Source organism: Clostridioides sp. ES-S-0010-02 (assembly GCA_020641055.1).
Lineage (GTDB): Bacteria > Bacillota > Clostridia > Peptostreptococcales > Peptostreptococcaceae > Clostridioides.
The window spans coordinates 2454634-2472170 of record CP067345.1; the positions used below are offsets into that span (position 1 = coordinate 2454634).

The following is a 17537-nucleotide window of genomic DNA, read 5'->3' on the forward strand; positions in this document are numbered from 1 at the left end:
TTTTCTCCTTTTTAATAATTCTTTGGTAATCTTATTGGCATTAAATATCCAATTATATGTTTTTTTATTGATATACGTACTAAAGATTCTGAATCTATAGCTTCTACTTTATCAAACTTTCCAAAGAGCTTTATAAATTCACCATTTAAGTAGACTTCTAACCCTTCACATATATATTTATGGTATGTAATATCCCCGACTGGTATATAGTATTTTAATAACATTTCTTTGTATCCTTCTTCTTTTATCCTACTAAGTATTATCTTTGCTTTATCATTATTAATAGTAAAAAGCTTAGGGTTTAATATCATTTCTTTCTTATCAATCACAAATATGCAAAATCCATCCATAAGATAACATTTATCATCTTTTTCAATTAACATTCTTGTCCTGTTCTTGTTAATACAATCTATGAAATGGTTTATTACTCTCTTTTCCATATCACTAGCTCCCTTTCTTCATTCTTAATCAAACTTAGAAGCTCATTATATTCATCTTCCTGTATAAACCCATTTACTTCAATTTCCTCTAAGTACTGTATAGCTTTTATTGTTGCTTCTAAATCTTCAACATTGTATAGTTCTACTATTTTACTTGCAAGCTGTATTATTTTATCTTTATTAGCTAATAACATAATAATCAACCTTTTTTTATTCTAAGAAACTTTTTAATTCTAGTTCCTCAATAATTTTTTCTATTTTTTTCTTTTTTCTAAACCTCTTCGTTCTTGCTTTTATAGCTTCAAGTCTAGTTATTTTACTATTTAGCATCTTTTTAAATTTTAATTCTATTTCTTTGACTTTATTGTTAAAAGTTTCTATTGTTTTTTTCAAAATCTCATTTTCTTCTTTTAATCTTTCTATTTCTTTTCTTAAAATTCCAGCTCCAGCTTCCATCCCTTTTTTTATATTTTGGTCATTTTCATATCTAATTTTTAAAGACATTTTTTCTGTATGTAGTGCAGCGTTTTTATTTTCTAAGTCTGAAATTATTTTTTCTTTCTTTGAACATTTATCTTTTAGTTCTTCTATTCTACCAATAGCTATTTCATATTCTGCTTTTATTTCATCAAAATCTTTTTTAGTATATAAGTTTAAAAACATTTTATCCCCTCACTTTTTTAATTTCTTGGTATCTTAATAGCTTCTATTTTTTCACTGCAATCTTGAATTACTTTTTCTAGCATATTTATAACTTCTTTTTTTATATAATTTCTTGTTTCTTCGCTAACACTAAATTCTAAATTTTCATCCCAGCCAAAATCAAAGCTTATCATTCTAAAATTTGAAACATCATTACTTTCAATAATTTCTTTTATTTCTTTTGCTTCTTCTTTTGTACTAATTAACTCTTTGTATCTACGATATATTTCTTCTATTTTTTCAAATTCTTCATTAGTCATTAGCTTTTACCCTCTCTTTATCTATAAAGATTATTATTTGTTCTTTTCCCCATCCACAAATTTCTATTTTTTTATTATTTTCTTCACAGTAAGATTCAATTTCTTTCATAGTTATATTTTTTAATTTAAAATCCATGGCAGTTATAAAATTACCTTTTTCTAGTATTTTTTCTATCTTGCTCTTTACTTCAAAGTGACCACACATACACCCATTTTTATTCTCAACTCTACAAGTATTATTAAATTTACATATTTTGCAAATATACTCTCCAGCCTTGGAACATATCGCATCTATTTCTTTATTCATTCTTATTACACCCCTATTCACTTTTCAATTTCATATAATCTAATACTTTTCTTAGTTTTAATTCTTCCATACAATATTTATATAAATTAGGATGTGTCTTTTTTAACATTTGAAATCTGTTAGGTTCTTTTTCTAAATGACATCCATAAATACAGAAAATGCATCCTGTGCGCTTACATAACGTAGTCTTATATGTTTCTATTGTTTCTATTAAATTAGCTTCTATTTCTTTTTTAACCTCACCATACGCTTTAGAAATCATCAATTTATATATATATATATATTTCAATATATCCTGTTCTGTCCAAAACGCTAAAGGTGTAGAAACTGGTCTATCTCTTCCAAAAGCATTGCAGCCTTGTTCCAAATAGTTTCTTTTTCTTAAATTACTTTCTTGTGTCATAGTTCCTATAACTGCTTTTTTACCTGTCTTTTTCTCATATTCCTTAAAAGGTGTTTTTTTCATAATTTCACAACATTTATCACTAATTTCAAAAGGGGCATCTATCATGTATTTCCATTTTTTTGAGATAACAAATTGACTCTTACTTCCATCCTTATTAATTCCATTTAAATGTTTATTTTTTATCACTTCGCTCTTGGTATTTCTAACTTTAGATATGTAATGACTTTGTTCTTTGCTTATAACTGGATAACCATATTTTGATATGACCTTCTTAAAATTTATTTTAGGTTTTATTATTGTTACATTTTCTTTTGTTTTTACAAACTCTTTAATCTCTGGATATTCTAAACCAGTATTACAGAATACAGCTTCTACGTTAGGGTACATTTGTCTAGCAATATCTAAAAGAACAGTACTGTCCTTCCCCCCACTAAAACTTATATAAATATCACCTTCCCAATACTCATACCATTCTTTAAGTCTCCTTTTGGTTAATATTATTTTTGCTTCAAGAGGTAAAGATTGTTTCTGTTTTAATGCCATTTCTTTAAATTCTTTTGATAGCTTATCACTCATTCTTATTACCTTCTTTCTGATTTCTTTTTTCTTTTTTGAATTTATTTTTACAAACATAAGAACAATATTTTTTTAAATACACATTTGTTTCAAACTTCTTTTTGCAGAACTTACATACTCTTAAATACATGTAATCACCTCATTTTAGCCTTCGCATTTTTATATACAAGCTAACTCCTGTTATCTCATTAAAACTAGCTTTACACTCTGTAAATATGTAACCTCTATACTGTTTTTCCCAAAACATTCTATTGTCTAAATCATTTCTTACTATATCCATTACTTTCCTTTTGCTATATTTGTTATCATTGCAACGCTGATAAGGTTTTTCCAAATTCTGTGATGAACTCCAACGTTTCCTACCTTGAGGGTCTTTCATAAGATAATTGCATAAACTTTGTAAACCAAATTCGTTCGGTTGTAGTCTGTGCGTGTTTATCCACCCAAGCTTTTCACCTTCTTTTTTACCTCTTAATCTTCTGACCCATAAACTTTCGACTATATCTCTGTCAAGTTCTCCAGAAAGTATCATGTGATGGTGTACTCTCTTATCTCCATTTTTCTTTTCTCCAAATTCTGTTATTAATAAATATTTAATTGCTCCTAATCCTTCTTTTTTTCTTCTATGATTTATTCTTCTTATATAATTTCTAGCTTCTTTTTCAGCTTCTTCAACTGTACTAGGTAAAAATTTTGGTGCATATGTAAAATGTACAACTAAGTCTTTATTATTAAAATTTGTGTTAGCTAATTGTATAAAGTATCTTTTAGCATTTTTATCATTTAAACTCTTTTGTTTTGGTTTAGATACATATTCTCTTTTACCTCTTTTACCTTTTGTCCCATCTATTCTTGGTATTATATCTATCTCTAAATAGTCATTACAATATATCTTTTTCTCTCTTATAAAACTCTTCATATAGCAGTACCTCTTTAGTCTTTTATTAGCATCTATATATTAGTATCTAGTATTATATATTTGTATAGATACTTTATATCGTTACAATGTTAATACCTATTACAAGCTCGTTATACGCTTAATTTAGCGTGTTTATTGAACTCTGTTGTCTTATCTGCTATAATAAAAAGTAGATATGATTTTATAGCTTTTACAACAAAGTTATTTTGTAAAGTGTCTTATAACTGCGAATTATAAGACACTTTTTGTTTACATATTTTTTAGACTTCAATTTAAATTACTTCCTTTTTTAACTTTTTCTCTTTTTCAGCTCTCATTTCTTCTTCTGTTTTCTTTCTATATGTGTACTTTATTTCTAAATCTACATCAAAAAGTCTTTTTGCCATCATTTCTTTTGCTCTTGCTAATCCTTTACAAAAGTAATCCATGTTCATTTTATTCTCAGTTTTTTCGCATGTTTTTGACATATGTATTCCCCCAATTTTTATCTATTTTTGTTTATTGAATAAGACATTTTTGTCATAATATTCAAACTCTCTTTTACAACCTTCTTCAACATCAATTTCTCTTCTGAAATTTAAAATAAGTTTTCCATCATCATTATAGTAAAAATTAATACTTATTGAATTTTCTGGCACTTCATTTAATATTGTTATCTCATTAGCTCTTACAAGTTCAGCTATTTCTCTTAAATACTGTTTTAAACTCTTATAAGAAACTATTGTATCAAGACAAAATATTTTATCGCTATTATTAAATTTAAAACTTTTTTTAGAAAAGTTGCCTCTATAGTTATCCTCTTTATTTTCATTCCATTTTATATTTTTTCTTTTTTTCTTTTTATCTTGTTTATTTGAAGTAAGCTTTTTATTATTATCTTGTTTTGCTTTTTCTTCCTCTAACTCCCATTCATGAAAATATTCTTCTTTTTTCAAATCACATGAAAGTTCTAACACTAATTCATCATTTATTTTATATTCTTTTTCTATATCAAATAATGAATTGTCATATGCTTCTATTTCATTTGATACTATCTTTAAGCCTTCTACTTCACAATCTTCATAAAATCTAAAACAAAATTCTTCTGCACTTAGAGAATCATATACCAGCTCTCCCTCTGTCTCGTCATCATTATCAGTTACAGCCCAATAAAAAACATTTAATTTGTCTATCTCTTTTTCAAAATCTTTACCTCTTAATATAAACAACTTTCTCACCTCACTTAATTATCTAACTTAAATAACTGATACATCTGAATCATTTGTAATATTTGCACCTTTCATTATGTAAAACATCTTAACTTTTTGCTCGTATGGCATTTTTACAATTTCTTTCATTAAATCATCACTATCAATTTTTTTGCTAAGAAATTCATTTGCTGAACCTCCTTTTGTTTCAATTAGTTTTTGAGTTTTATTTTCAATAACTTTATTCATATTCGACACCTCCACTTCGTTTTGTGTTTTAATCACATTTTACAACTATATTTTGTGCTTGTCAACCATTTTTTACCACCTCATTGTGCTTTACACACTTTTTTCTATATGTTATAATCCTCCTAGGAGGTGACTAAATAAATGCCTATTTATAAAAGAATAAAGGAATTAAGAAAAGATGTATTAAAATTGACTCAAGAAGACTTTTCAAAAAAAATTAACATATCCCGTTCTAATTTAGGAAGTCTTGAAATAGATAGAGTGAAAGTAACGGATAGAGTTATATCAGATATTTGTAGGGAATTTTCAGTTAATGAAAATTGGTTAAGACATGGAAAAGGTGATATTTTTACAGAAAATGATAATACAATAATTTCTGAATTATCTAATAAATATAAACTTGATAATTTAGATGTAAAAATACTTGAAAGTTATCTAAATCTTTCTGGAGAACAAAGAAAAGCAATAAAAAAATATGTATACTCATTAGTTGACACAATACTAGAAGATGATGAATTGTATCAAGATTACAGAAGTGAAAATATCGAAGAAAATGCACAGCAGTCTGCTGCAAGAAATGGTAATACTGAAAATATATCAGAACTAACTGAACTTTATGATTCATCAGAAGAAACTTACAAAAAATAATTTATATTTTAGAAATGTTGATATTGTTTTGAGGTGATAACATGGATTTTTCCACAAATTTGAGAAACATACTAGAAAAAAAACAGCTTAGACAAGCTGACTTATGTAGGATAACTGGCATACAAACATCATTAATGTCAGACTATATAAAAGGTAAAAAGAGTCCAGCTATTTCAAATGCTATTTTAATTGCAGATGCACTTAATATGTCATTGGATATTCTTGTTGGAAAAGATAAAACATCAATTGAAAATATTGAATCAGAAAATTCATTCGAATTAAATGAAAAATTTAAAAAAATAAGGGAGGAACTTGCTTTAAGTCAAAGTGAATTTGGTGAGTCAATAGGTTTAACTAAGTCAAGTATTTCTAATATTGAAAACAACAGTCGTAATGTGACTGAAAAACATATTAAATTAATTTGTAATGAATTAAATGTAAATGAAGATTGGATTAGATTTGGCTCTGGTGATATGTTTATAAAAACAGATATAAATGAGAGACTTAAGCTTGTTCGACTGTATTTTAATCTTTCACAAAAAGATTTTGGGTCAAGACTTACAATAGCACAAAACTATCTATCAAATATTGAAAAAGGTTATAGAAATGTAACAGATAAAATTATTAAAATTACTTGTTTTGAATTTAATATTAATGAGGAATGGTTACGAACTGGAACAGGAAACATGTTTACAAGACAGGATGACATACTTCAACAAGTTGCAATAGAATATAACCTAGACGAATCAGATATTAAAATATTTAGAAATTACTTAAAACTATCAAAAGATGAAAGAAATGTAATAAAAAAATATTTCTTTTCTTTCTCTGATAAAGCAGTTAATAAGGATTAGTGCAAGATTATTTAAGGAAATCAGCTTACAAATTTATTTTAGATAAAAAGATAATGACTTTACCCAGTTTGTCCCCTTGAAATTATCAACAATTCTGATGACTTCAAGGTTTATACATATATAGAATTCTCAAAAGTAATAAAAAAAAATATTGATTTTATAATAGAAAAATATGACTGCCAAGGCTTTGCTTTTTGGAGTGAAAAAGATAGTAAACATATAATTTGTTATAATAGCGACTACTCTTTTTACTCTGTTCATTGGACACTTACACACGAAATAGCTCATATAGTACTAGGTCACACTAAAAAGACAAGTATTGTAAAATTAAATTCTAGAAATAAATTACTTGAATTAGAAGCAGAAATTTTTACACAATATCTTTTATGTCCAGATATAATTTTGTTATATTGTAATATCACAAATATTTATGAAATTATGTATATATGTGGAGTTGATAAAAAAATAGCTTTAATACAAAGTAATTATATAAAAAAAATAAAACTTTCAAATTGTATAACTACCTTAGAAAACTTGATTAAAAAACAATTTTATAAATTTATAAAAAATTATTTAGAGCATAGAAAAAAAGATACTTATTTCTAAATAAAAACACAAAATTATAGTATAATAAAAACTCAATACGTATTGACACGTGTTATATTTTTTGTTATAATATAAATATAGAAAGTTAGGGAGGGGGGGAAATAAGATTGAGAGTAAGAGAAATTCTAAAAATAGCTTTTGAAAATGGTTGGGAAGTAAAAAGTCAAGAAGGTTCACACATAAAACTAATACATAGAGAAACAAATCGAACAGCTATAGTCCCAAATCATAGAGGCGACATAAAAAAAGGAACTCTTAATTCAATATTTAAACAGTTAGGGCTTAAATAGCCCTAGCAGTTTATAAAATTACTCTCTCTAACTTGTTTTTAAATTTTATAAGGTGGTGATTAAATGTATAAAAACGAATATATATTTCCAGCAGTTATAACAAAACATGATAAAGACGACTACGAAGTTAATTTTTATGATTTTGCAAATATAATAACTTGTGGTGAAAATTTAGAAGAAGCCTTCCTTATGGCAGAGGATGCTTTAAAACTAGAATTGTTTGACTTATATTCAGACAGTTTAGAAATCCCAAAAGCTACACAATTAAATAATATTAGTACTAAAGAAAATCAAACTGCCATATTAGTAAAGGTTAATTTAAGAGAAACAATAAAGCAATATGATAGTAAATCAATCAAAAAAACTTTAACTATTCCTTCATGGTTAAATAAAGAAGCTGAAAAAAATAATATAAATTTTTCTCAGTTATTACAGGAAGCATTGAAAAATAAACTTGATATTAATTAATCTTAATCAATAGTGCCTAGTGAATTTAAACTAGGCACTAAACATATAAACAATAGGAGTGATTTTAATGGACAATATAAAACGTGTTGCTCTTTATATACGTGTTAGTACAGAAGAACAAGTATTACATGGTGATAGTATTAGAACTCAAACAGAAGCTTTAGAACAGTATGCAAAAGATAATGGTTTTATTGTAGTCGATAAATATATTGATGAAGGCTATAGTGCAACAAACTTAAAAAGACCTAGCTTGCAACGTATGCTTGAAGATATAAAAGAAAATAAAATTGATTTGATTTTATTAACTAAAATTGATAGATTCAGTAGAGGCGTTAAAAACTTTTATAAAATAATTGAAATTTTAGAAAAACATAAATGTGATTGGAAAACAATTTTAGAAAACTACGACTCTAGTACTGCGGCTGGTAGATTACATATAAATATTATGCTGTCTGTTGCTGAGAATGAAGCTTCACAAACAAGCGAAAGAATAAAATTTGTTTTTAATAATAAAATTAGACGTGGTGAAGTTATAACTGGAAGTGTTTCATTTGGATATAAAATTGTTGATAAGCACTTAGCAATTGATGAGGAAAAAGCCGAAATAGTAAGAGAATGTTTTAATTCCTACGAGAAATTTACTTCAATGATAAGAGCTTTGCAACATATAAACAGCTCTTTCAATACTAACTTTTCTTATAATTTTGTTTACAGAATATTAAAAAATAATATATATACAGGAACATACATTCACAATGATTTAGTTGTAGAGAATTTTTGTGATGCAATTATAAGTTCTGAACAGTTTAATATTGTTCAAAAACTATTATTAAAAAATACCAAAGTTTATAATAATAAATATCTTAATACCCTAGGCATGCAGTATATTTTTTCTGGTATGGTAATATGTAAATGCGGTCGCAAAATGAGTGGTACATATTCTTTAAGTAGGGATAAAATAATATATAAATATTATAGATGTCATGTATCGCAAACAAGTAAAAAGTGTGCTAATACAAAACGCTTGTCAGAAAAAAAGATTGAAGCTTTTTTATTGAAAAATGTAAGAAAACAATTAGAAGAAACTATTCTTAAACATGAATCTAATAATAAAAAAATAAAAAGTAAAAATAATAATAACCAACTTAAAAACAAGATAAAAAAACAAATAAATAAACTACAAGATTTATATTTTGATGATTTAATAGATAAAGAAGATTACAAGCTTAAATACCAAAACCTTAATGCACAATTGATTGAATTAGAAAACAATAATAGAGAGGGAAAAAATTCTATAATAAATTTACAATCTATTAGAAGCTTTTTAGAAATTAACTTTGAAGAGATATACTCTGATTTAAATGACCAAGAAAAAAGAACATTGTGGACTAGTATAATAGACACTATAGTTATTGATGAAAATAAGAATCTTACTATAAATTTTTTATAATAATTTGTTTTAATTTTTGTACTAATACACTATTACCTGATGGTCCTAAAAATCCTAGTATTTCTCCTTTCCCTACTTCAAAATTAATATTTTGTAAAAATTTTTTATTTGTATAACTAAATGATAAATTATCAACTTTAATCATTTTTATCCCACCTTTTTATATATTTGACTATTTTAACTATATAGTCAATAAAAATCAATTTTTTTGTTTGTTAATACTTTTTAGTAAAAATATTAGCAAACAAGTTTAAGAATTTATTCCATAAGTTGTATAACTAGACCTCTTATCATCAATCTTAAAGCATCATCAAAGCAATTCTCACCAACTTCATGTTTGTATAACATAGTAAGAAATACTGCTCTAAACGCACCACTAAAGTTTTCTACACTTTTATTTTTTGCATTTGGAATATAAGATATCATCTTACTAATTTCAAAATCATCATGTTTAAAATGTTCTTCAATTATAGAATCTGGTAATTTTCGCATTAGTATTTCAAATTCTCCATTAATTAACAGATTTAAAATTGAAGTATCATCAACTAACTTATAAAATTTCATAAATATATCTGTCAACTGCTCATATGTAACACTGTCATCAAGTTTTTTTAATTCATATAACATTTGATTTTGTATTGAATCATGTATATCTCTCAATACTTCAAAAAAAAGTAATTCTTTAGATTTAAAAAACAGATAAAAAGTTCCTTTTGGAATATTTGCTCGTCTTACAAGCTCATCAACAGTAGTTTTTCTAATGCCATATTGCTCAATGCACAAACTAGCTTCTTCTTTAAGTCTTTTAACTATGTATTCTCTTTCTTTATCAGAATATGATTTAGGCATCCTTTCACCTCCTATTTGACTAAATTAATCTTTACAGTCAATATAATTCATTTCCACTTTAATGTCAATAAATTTCTTAATTCCATTAAAAATCTTCGAAAATTCTGAATTTTATATAGCTTTTTTTATGCTATAATGTTATAATTAAAGTATAAATAATATATTATTCTATTTTCATATCTATTTGCTTATTTTTTAACTTAGTTTCTAATAGCAGTAATCATATTTATCTTTTTAAAAGTTCCATTTTTAATAAAAAATGAAGGAGTTGATTTTATGACTACTACTACAAAAAATCGTTTTTATGATTTTGTTCAAGAAAACTTAAATAAATATGTTGAAGTAAATTCTTATTTTAGCAGTTGCCCTTTATATGGGGAAATTATAGAAGCAGACAGCTTATCAATTACACTTTGTTCAAGATATATAGACGAATCTAATCCATCTTTAAACGAGACTTACACACTATATTTACCACTTAGCTCTATAATAGCTATTAGAACTATATAAAAAAGTTAATTAAATACAGGTTGTTTTTATATAGGATGTAAGACTTTCTATATAAAAATAACCCTTTTCTATTTATACACTTAAAATATTAATACATATATTTAAAGCTGTAAATAGAATCTTATAATTATTGATTGTTTCAGTTATCAATAATTAAAATAACTATTTACAGCTTACATTTGACACTCTCTACTAGAAATATATTAATCTACTAGTATCTATCTTATTTAGCACTTTTTAATTTTACTAACTCCTTAAAGGCGTTTTGATTTGCACCTCCACCAACTTGAGTTGCTTTTTCTAAAGTTTTATTTTTAAGAACATCTTTTTGACTATCAGCTAATTTATCACCAACCAAAATTACTGGTGACGCATTTTTTGCTCCTAAAGGGCCAACTGCTAATCCATCTATTAAATCATTTTGACTCTTGATTCCATTTTTAACTACATATGCATTTTTCAAAGTATCTTTTTTATAAAAATTATCTATTATCTTTGAATTTGTTTCGTCTCTGCTACTACCAGATAATCTAGTGGGATTTTTAAGTTTACTTTCCAAACTAGTTGATAAAGATACTGTACCGCCAATAATATAAGACTTCTCTATATTTAGTGAGTTTAAAAATTCATCTGCTCCTTGTAATTCGCTTTTTTCATTTGCAAGTATAATTGGAATATTATTTTCTGCTGCGGCTGCACCTACACTAATTGCATCAGCCAAACCTTTTACACCATTTACAACAGCTATTTGAGAAACATTTTTTATACTATTTAGTTTTTGAGCTAATAGCAAGCTTGTCTTATATCTGTCACTTCCTGATATTCTTTCAGTTGATATATTTAAGTTTTTTAATTGTTGTTCAGTTTCTTTACTTATGGAATTTTCTCCACCTATTAAGTATACTTTTTTTGCACCTAATCTCTGTATTTCAGCTTTAGTTTTTGAATTCAAAGCTTCCTTTTGTGTTAATAGTATTGGTGAATTGATAGCAGATGTAAAAGGAGTTGCTGCCAATGCATCCACTATTGAACTTCCATTTACTAAAACTACATTTTCTGAAGAACTAAAGCCATTTTGACTAACTTTAATGGCAGTTTCATATCTATCACTACCAATTAAAGATTCATTTGGAATACTTTCCCCAGAAGATTTTTCTGTAACAGCTTTTATAGTAAAGTTACATGGATAAAACTTGCTATCTCTATTTATATCATAGAATTTTCCAGTACTATCTATAATGTAACTTTCTCCTAAGTTTGCTTTTGCTTTAAACGTATCGTAACCTGGAACATTTGATTCTGAACCTATAGTTGATTCTCCACTTTTATCTTCTATGCTAACTACTATAGCACCTTTTCCTTCTGGTATATCAAAAGAATCGATTGGAACTGTTATGTATCCCGAATATTGTGTAGTGCCCTCTTTTAATTTTTTCATGTTATTTTCTTGAGGTATGCTATTTACTACTGGAGCATAATATATTTCATACTTAGCTCCTATACTCTCAGTTAAAAACATTACAGACTTTAGAGTCTCATCTCCCCTATTAAAGTCAAATACATTTGCAGCTGTTATCTTGTTTGAAATTAAAGGAACAATACTTGCATAGTCATGTTGATACATTTTTTCATCATCATTTGGTTTTTGACCTCCTCTGATTGAGAAATTATCTATATCAGACATAAGAGTCTTATCTTCATAAGATATCCAGAAGTATCCACGTTCAGAATTATAATCTCCCCAACTATTTTTTATTAGCCATGCACCATTTTTTGATGGTCTATTGCTTGAATTAAAGTTATCCTTAGAATAATTGTCATCCCAACCTACAACTGAAATAGCATGGTTAGTGTTAAAACTTTTTGTTGGACAATAATATGAATTTTGGTCTTCACTTTGATACCTAATATCTTCATAATAACCTGATGTTACTGCTCCATACTGTAATATAGCATTTTTTGTAGAGTTTATATCATTACTTACACATACAGCATCTGTTACATTAAAGACAGTTGGTGCTGTATTCATATTAGCTGGTTTTGTTGCTCCTTGTGCTTTAGATATTTTACCATTATATGGAATATCTTTTTCCAATTTAGGACCTGACCAAGATGTTAAGTATCCCATAGCTTCATAATTTAAAGCACCATCCATATCATTTACAGTCCATCCATATTCACCTTCTGAAGCCCACCATCTTAAATGTTCTTCTGATAAATCATAGTCTCCATAATTCTTCAATTTCAGGAAACTTTCTAAAGTTGCCATAGCTGCAAAGTCCCAGCATATTCCAAGATTTTCTTGATTTTTTATTGATGTCATTAATCCTAACTTTCTTGGGTCATAAGATGCTGGAGCTGTTCTTCCTTTGCTTTGAACTTTAGTACCTTCCAATTGATATGGATTTGGTATAATACCATTATATTTTTCTGTACGTCCATTTTTAGCATCTTCTAGATATTGTTTATAGGTCTCACTGTATTCAGCTTTTTTTATCTGATTCAATGTATTTCCATTTTCAGCTGACACAGGAATCGTTGACATTACTAAAATAGAAATTAAAAATAATGCAATAAACCTTGATGCTTTTCTTGAAGCAAACTTTTTCATACTTTCTCCCCCTAACTTCGAGCTAATTTTTAAAGATTTAATACTATATATGACTAAATATTGATTATTTCTAAATATATAATCATTTAAATCAATTATACCAAAGTTTTCCTTTAAAAATAAATAGAATAAAATAAAAAGCTGAAATTATCTTGGATAACTTCAACTTTTTATTTTATTATTTAAGATATTTTTATTTAAATCCAATTACTGCAGCTCCTAGAGCTCCCATTATCTGAGTATCTTCTGCAATAAATATTTTTTTATCTAATATTTCTTCTATCATTTTTACTAACACTTTACTCTTTGCAAGGCCTCCAGTAAATGCAATTTCATCTACTATTTCTCCTCTTGCTAGCATTGATGTTGACTTATTTGCAATAGATTTAAGTATTCCTGCTGCTACATCTCCAGTAGAAATATTTTGAGCTAAGAGACTTACTATTTCTGACTCTGCAAAAACTGTACACATACTAGATATATTAACTGGTTCATTTCCTTGAGCTAGTGTATCAATACTTTCTATATCACTCCCCAAAAGATTAGAAGTAATTTCTAAAAACCTACCAGTACCAGCAGCACACTTATCATTCATTATAAAATTAAATACATTTCCATCTCTATCTAAATTTATAACTTTACTATCTTGGCCACCTACATCTAAAATAGTCCTTACATTCTCATTTAAAAAGTAAACGCCTCTAGTGTGACACGTTATTTCTGTTACTTTCTTATCAGCAAAGTCCATTACTCCTCTGCCATAACCTGTGCCTACTACTTTTTTATATCTTTTTATCAATTCCATCGCTTAACAACTCATAAACTTGTTTAGATGTACTTTTAGGGCTCCATCCAGTTGGTATAATTATTTTTGACAATTTTTTGACCATCAAATAACACACCTTTTGTTGCTACTGACCCTGAGTCCACTCCTATACTAAACATAAACCCTCCTATTATTTACTCCTATAACATCTCCACAAACGCTTCAAATCTAGTTCTTAATTGTTCAGTGTCTGATTTTGAATAATCAGTTTCAAGAGACATAAATGGCTTATTTTTTTCTTTTGTAACAAATTCTCTTACTCTGTAACTTTCTATATTAAATGTATGACAGGCTTGTAAAACTACATCTATTACACCATCTACATTATATTCATCTATTATTCTATCTAATAGTTCAATTCTATGGTCATTGTTCATCATACAAGAGCAACCTATATTTATGTATTTTTGTGTTAAAGCATCATACACATCTTCATTTTCTTCATCAACTAATAAATCATTTGATCTTATAGCTCCACAAAGTTCATATGCAACAACTGATGCTCCAGCATCTTCTAAAGTTTTAACTATTTTTTCACTTATTCCACCAATTGGAGAACCTGTTATAAGAATTCTTGGTTTATCTTTTGTAATTGGACATTCTCCTTTTTCATATCTTTCTTTCATATCATCTATAACTTTTCTTAAAGATTGTTTAAGTTCAGCACGGTCAAATTTAAAACCTGCTTGATATAGAACATTATGAAGTTCAAGACCTGTAAGTGCAGATGGCTGTAATTTACCAAGTGCATAAAACTCTTTTAGAAGTTCTCTTTCTTCATTCTTATCTTTTATAGCAGCTCTTATATCATCTTCTGTTATAGTCACTCCTAAAGACTTTTCAACTTCATCTTTTAATTTTATCATTTCATCTTTCCAAAGCTTATAAGCAAACTCACCTTTTGCAGTATTTGGTAAATGCATTACATATGTTGGTTTAACCTTTGCAAGTTCTTCATACATTTTTTTCTTGCCATCACAGGTAGTTTCTCCTATTAATAAATCAGAAAAATAGAAATATGGACATGTATCTGTTATTGCATGTCCATAACTTGATTTTATTAAAGGACAAAGATTTCTTGGTAACACTTTTTCTGCATCTGGAATTGGTTCTTCACTAACTCCACAAACACCTACTACTGTTGCTCCTGCTGCCATTGGAATTTCAACTGGAGTAAATGTACAGAACACTCCAACCATTTTTTTCCCACTTTCTTTAAGTTCCTTTGCATTTATAAATCCTTTTTGTCTAGCTTCATTAAAACTATCAAATTGTTTTGGTAAATTTGCCATGAAAACATTCCTCCCAATTACTTCTCTTTATAATTCATTTTGTATTTTAAACAGTAAAACTTAAATATTTCCATTAAAATACAAACCTCTACATTAGATTTTATCATGCTTTACCTTTCACTCATCATTGTTTTTATCAATGCAAATCAATATATATATAGATATATTTTATAGTCATTTTTAAAATTTTAACACTTATTAATTAAACTCTCTAATCCTCAATCTATAAGCAAATACTGCTGTTTCATGTAATTTATCAATTAATTTTCCATTCACATAAAATCCTACAAATGCTCCTATTCCAGGCATTAGTTGCAAAAATTTGGCTAAATCTAAATAGTCCCTGTATTCTTGCTGAAATGTTCTCCAATCAAAATCATTGATATCATTTGGTAAATTTTTTATATACTCATCCCAATTATCCATCAATTTAAATGTTGTATTTATATGAGATTGGCTAGAAAAGGCCAACTGCAATATATTTAGTATATAAATTCTTTCTCTATAGTCTTTGACATCATATCCATATATTGAAGCAACATCGTATAAAAATTTTATCTTAATACCTAAAAGTAGAGGAAAATCAGAAAGCCCTAAAAAAATCCCTCCAGCTCCTGTACCTGCTCCTTCAATCATTGCTGTAGTTTTATAATTTTTAGCCTTTTCATCAACTAGCTTTTCCCTTTCCTCTAAAGATATATTTCTAATTGGTGTCTTTGTCGCATATTTATATCCAAACAATACAGTTTTTGTCATTCCTTTTATTGAAGAAGTCATTATTTCATGGTATTTATCTGGCAAGACTCCATTGAATTTATTTTGTATACCTTTTGACGCCTTATCAAATATAGACGGTTTTTTTAATATATCTTTCTTCCATTGTTCTAATTCTTTTTTTGCTAATTCATTATAAGAAATCTCTTTATAATTTTTCAAATTTATCTCCTACTCTAAAATACAAATTTAATTAACTTACTTAATTGATTTAAAGTTATAGTTCATTTAACCTACTAAATTAGACTGTATAAATATTTTTTAGTCTCCTTATCTGCAAAACTTGCTTCTACTGTGTTTTTATAAATTATTTTATAGTCTTCTAAATTTAGATTAAATATATCAAATATTAGATTTAGTTCTGAATTTAAACTTATATCTGACACAGTTCTATTATCAGTATTTATGCTTACATTCAAATTATCTTTATAAAAATCGTAAAATGGATGACTTTTATAAGAATCTACTGTCTTAGTTTGTACATTACTGGTTGGACATATTTCCAGTAATACTTTTTTATTTTTAACTAAATCATATGCATATTTTTCTCCATTAATTTTTATACCATGGCCAATTCTATCTGCCTTTAAAATATTTATAGCATCTAATACATTTTTTCCACTTGCAGCTTCTCCTGCATGTACTGTAACTTTATATCCATAATCTCTTGCCAATTTAAAAGCTTCTTCATATTCACTGCAAAATCCGTCCTTCTCTGGACCACATAAATCTACTGCTACAACACCTCTATTTATAAAAGATTTACCTGCTTCAATTACCAACAATGCCTCTTCTGAGGTCATTGTTCTCATACAACCTAATATTAAATTCCCTTTTACATCATAAACACTTTCAGCATCTCTAATTCCTTCAACCACACTTTCAATTATACTTTTAGCACTCAACCCATTTTGAGTATGAAGTAATGGAGCAAATCTAATTTCTATATATTTAATATTTTCTTTACTTACATCCTCCAAAAGTTCAAAAGTAATTCTTTTTAAACTTTCTTTAGATTGCATAACTTTTAGAGGTAAATCAAATTTTTTTAAATATTCATCAAGTGAAGTACAATCATGTGGAACTTTTGATAATTTTTTTATTTCATCAATATTATCTGATGGTAAGTCTATTTTCTCTTTAAGTGCTATATCAAATATAGTTTCTACTCTAACACTTCCATCTAAATGGCAATGTAATTCTATCTTAGGTAAATTTTCAAACATTTTATCCTCCTTTTATACTTATAAATAATATATTCTATTGATAAGTTTTTAAGTCTTATTTCTATTATAACAATATACTAAAATTTT

At 26.9% G+C, this 17537-nt stretch carries 23 protein-coding genes and 2 pseudogenes; 7 read left to right on the forward strand and 18 right to left on the reverse strand.

The window, feature by feature from the left end; genetic code table 11:
- Nucleotides 1–11: 11 nt before the first annotated feature.
- The 11 genes from JJC01_11315 to JJC01_11365 form a co-directional block, all read right to left on the reverse strand.
- Nucleotides 12–440: a hypothetical protein gene (locus JJC01_11315; protein UDN56774.1), complete on the reverse strand. Its 429-nt coding sequence runs from the start codon at nt 438–440 to the stop codon at nt 12–14.
- The gene (locus JJC01_11320) at nt 425–634 is read right to left on the reverse strand and encodes a hypothetical protein (GenBank protein ID UDN56775.1); all 210 of its coding nucleotides are present in this window, start codon (nt 632–634) and stop codon (nt 425–427) included. Before JJC01_11320 ends, JJC01_11315 begins: the two co-directional genes overlap by 16 nt.
- A 16-nt stretch (nt 635–650) precedes the next feature.
- Complete coding sequence (locus JJC01_11325; GenBank protein UDN56776.1) at nt 651–1103, reverse strand: hypothetical protein; 453 nt, start codon at nt 1101–1103, stop codon at nt 651–653.
- Between the two features lie 17 nt (nt 1104–1120).
- Nucleotides 1121–1402, reverse strand: coding sequence for a hypothetical protein (locus JJC01_11330; GenBank protein ID UDN56777.1), 282 nt, complete (start codon nt 1400–1402; stop codon nt 1121–1123).
- The gene (locus tag JJC01_11335; GenBank protein ID UDN56778.1) at nt 1395–1709 is read right to left on the reverse strand and encodes a hypothetical protein; all 315 of its coding nucleotides are present in this window, start codon (nt 1707–1709) and stop codon (nt 1395–1397) included. The genes JJC01_11330 and JJC01_11335 overlap by 8 nt, the downstream gene beginning before the upstream one ends.
- A 13-nt stretch (nt 1710–1722) precedes the next feature.
- A complete protein-coding gene (locus tag JJC01_11340) occupies nt 1723–2658 on the reverse strand; it encodes a phosphoadenosine phosphosulfate reductase family protein (GenBank protein UDN60168.1) in 936 nt (311 codons plus the stop codon).
- 25 nt (nt 2659–2683) lie between these two features.
- Nucleotides 2684–2821 (reverse strand): hypothetical protein, encoded by a 138-nt coding sequence (locus JJC01_11345; protein ID UDN56779.1) that lies wholly within the window; start codon nt 2819–2821, stop codon nt 2684–2686.
- Nucleotides 2822–2830: 9 nt separating this feature from the next.
- Nucleotides 2831–3610, reverse strand: coding sequence for a hypothetical protein (locus JJC01_11350; protein ID UDN56780.1), 780 nt, complete (start codon nt 3608–3610; stop codon nt 2831–2833).
- 272 nt (nt 3611–3882) lie between these two features.
- Complete coding sequence (locus tag JJC01_11355; GenBank protein ID UDN56781.1) at nt 3883–4077, reverse strand: hypothetical protein; 195 nt, start codon at nt 4075–4077, stop codon at nt 3883–3885.
- A 21-nt stretch (nt 4078–4098) separates the two neighbouring features.
- Nucleotides 4099–4818 (reverse strand): hypothetical protein, encoded by a 720-nt coding sequence (locus tag JJC01_11360; GenBank protein UDN56782.1) that lies wholly within the window; start codon nt 4816–4818, stop codon nt 4099–4101.
- Between the two features lie 27 nt (nt 4819–4845).
- Nucleotides 4846–5046 (reverse strand): hypothetical protein, encoded by a 201-nt coding sequence (locus tag JJC01_11365; GenBank protein ID UDN56783.1) that lies wholly within the window; start codon nt 5044–5046, stop codon nt 4846–4848.
- A gap of 141 nt (nt 5047–5187) precedes the next feature.
- On the opposite strand from JJC01_11365, the gene JJC01_11370 reads away from it, so the two are divergent.
- The 6 genes from JJC01_11370 (at nt 5188) to JJC01_11395 (ending at nt 9362) form a co-directional block, all read left to right on the forward strand.
- A complete protein-coding gene (locus JJC01_11370) occupies nt 5188–5694 on the forward strand; it encodes a helix-turn-helix transcriptional regulator (GenBank protein ID UDN56784.1) in 507 nt (168 codons plus the stop codon).
- A gap of 41 nt (nt 5695–5735) precedes the next feature.
- Nucleotides 5736–6548 (forward strand): helix-turn-helix transcriptional regulator, encoded by an 813-nt coding sequence (locus JJC01_11375; GenBank protein ID UDN56785.1) that lies wholly within the window; start codon nt 5736–5738, stop codon nt 6546–6548.
- Between the two features lie 81 nt (nt 6549–6629).
- Entirely contained in the window at nt 6630–7154 is a 525-nt protein-coding gene (locus JJC01_11380; GenBank protein ID UDN60169.1) for an ImmA/IrrE family metallo-endopeptidase, read from the forward strand.
- A 107-nt stretch (nt 7155–7261) separates the two neighbouring features.
- Nucleotides 7262–7444: a type II toxin-antitoxin system HicA family toxin gene (locus JJC01_11385; protein UDN56786.1), complete on the forward strand. Its 183-nt coding sequence runs from the start codon at nt 7262–7264 to the stop codon at nt 7442–7444.
- 63 nt (nt 7445–7507) lie between these two features.
- Complete coding sequence (locus JJC01_11390; GenBank protein ID UDN56787.1) at nt 7508–7912, forward strand: type II toxin-antitoxin system HicB family antitoxin; 405 nt, start codon at nt 7508–7510, stop codon at nt 7910–7912.
- Between the two features lie 76 nt (nt 7913–7988).
- Entirely contained in the window at nt 7989–9362 is a 1374-nt protein-coding gene (locus JJC01_11395) for a recombinase family protein (GenBank protein UDN60170.1), read from the forward strand.
- Nucleotides 9363–9396: 34 nt separating this feature from the next.
- Here the strand turns inward: JJC01_11395 and JJC01_11400 are convergent.
- A pseudogene (locus JJC01_11400) lies at nt 9397–9507 on the reverse strand (ABC transporter ATP-binding protein).
- A 113-nt stretch (nt 9508–9620) separates the two neighbouring features.
- Entirely contained in the window at nt 9621–10211 is a 591-nt protein-coding gene (locus JJC01_11405; protein UDN56788.1) for a TetR/AcrR family transcriptional regulator, read from the reverse strand.
- Nucleotides 10212–10487: 276 nt separating this feature from the next.
- Here JJC01_11405 and JJC01_11410 point away from each other — a divergent pair, with 276 nt between their 5' ends.
- Entirely contained in the window at nt 10488–10721 is a 234-nt protein-coding gene (locus tag JJC01_11410; protein UDN56789.1) for an ATPase, read from the forward strand.
- A 223-nt stretch (nt 10722–10944) separates the two neighbouring features.
- On the opposite strand, the gene JJC01_11415 is transcribed toward JJC01_11410, so the two are convergent.
- From JJC01_11415 to JJC01_11435, 5 genes and pseudogenes are all read right to left on the reverse strand, one after another.
- Nucleotides 10945–13332, reverse strand: coding sequence for a cell wall-binding repeat-containing protein (locus JJC01_11415; GenBank protein ID UDN56790.1), 2388 nt, complete (start codon nt 13330–13332; stop codon nt 10945–10947).
- Nucleotides 13333–13525: 193 nt separating this feature from the next.
- Nucleotides 13526–14277, reverse strand: a pseudogene (locus JJC01_11420) (2-hydroxyglutaryl-CoA dehydratase).
- A gap of 21 nt (nt 14278–14298) precedes the next feature.
- Nucleotides 14299–15450 carry a 2-hydroxyacyl-CoA dehydratase gene (locus tag JJC01_11425; GenBank protein UDN56791.1) on the reverse strand — a complete coding sequence of 384 codons (1152 nt, stop codon included), beginning with the start codon at nt 15448–15450 and terminating at the stop codon, nt 14299–14301.
- Between the two features lie 198 nt (nt 15451–15648).
- A complete protein-coding gene (locus JJC01_11430; protein ID UDN56792.1) occupies nt 15649–16386 on the reverse strand; it encodes an EcsC family protein in 738 nt (245 codons plus the stop codon).
- Between the two features lie 74 nt (nt 16387–16460).
- A complete protein-coding gene (locus tag JJC01_11435; GenBank protein UDN56793.1) occupies nt 16461–17450 on the reverse strand; it encodes an adenosine deaminase in 990 nt (329 codons plus the stop codon).
- Nucleotides 17451–17537 lie beyond the last annotated feature (87 nt).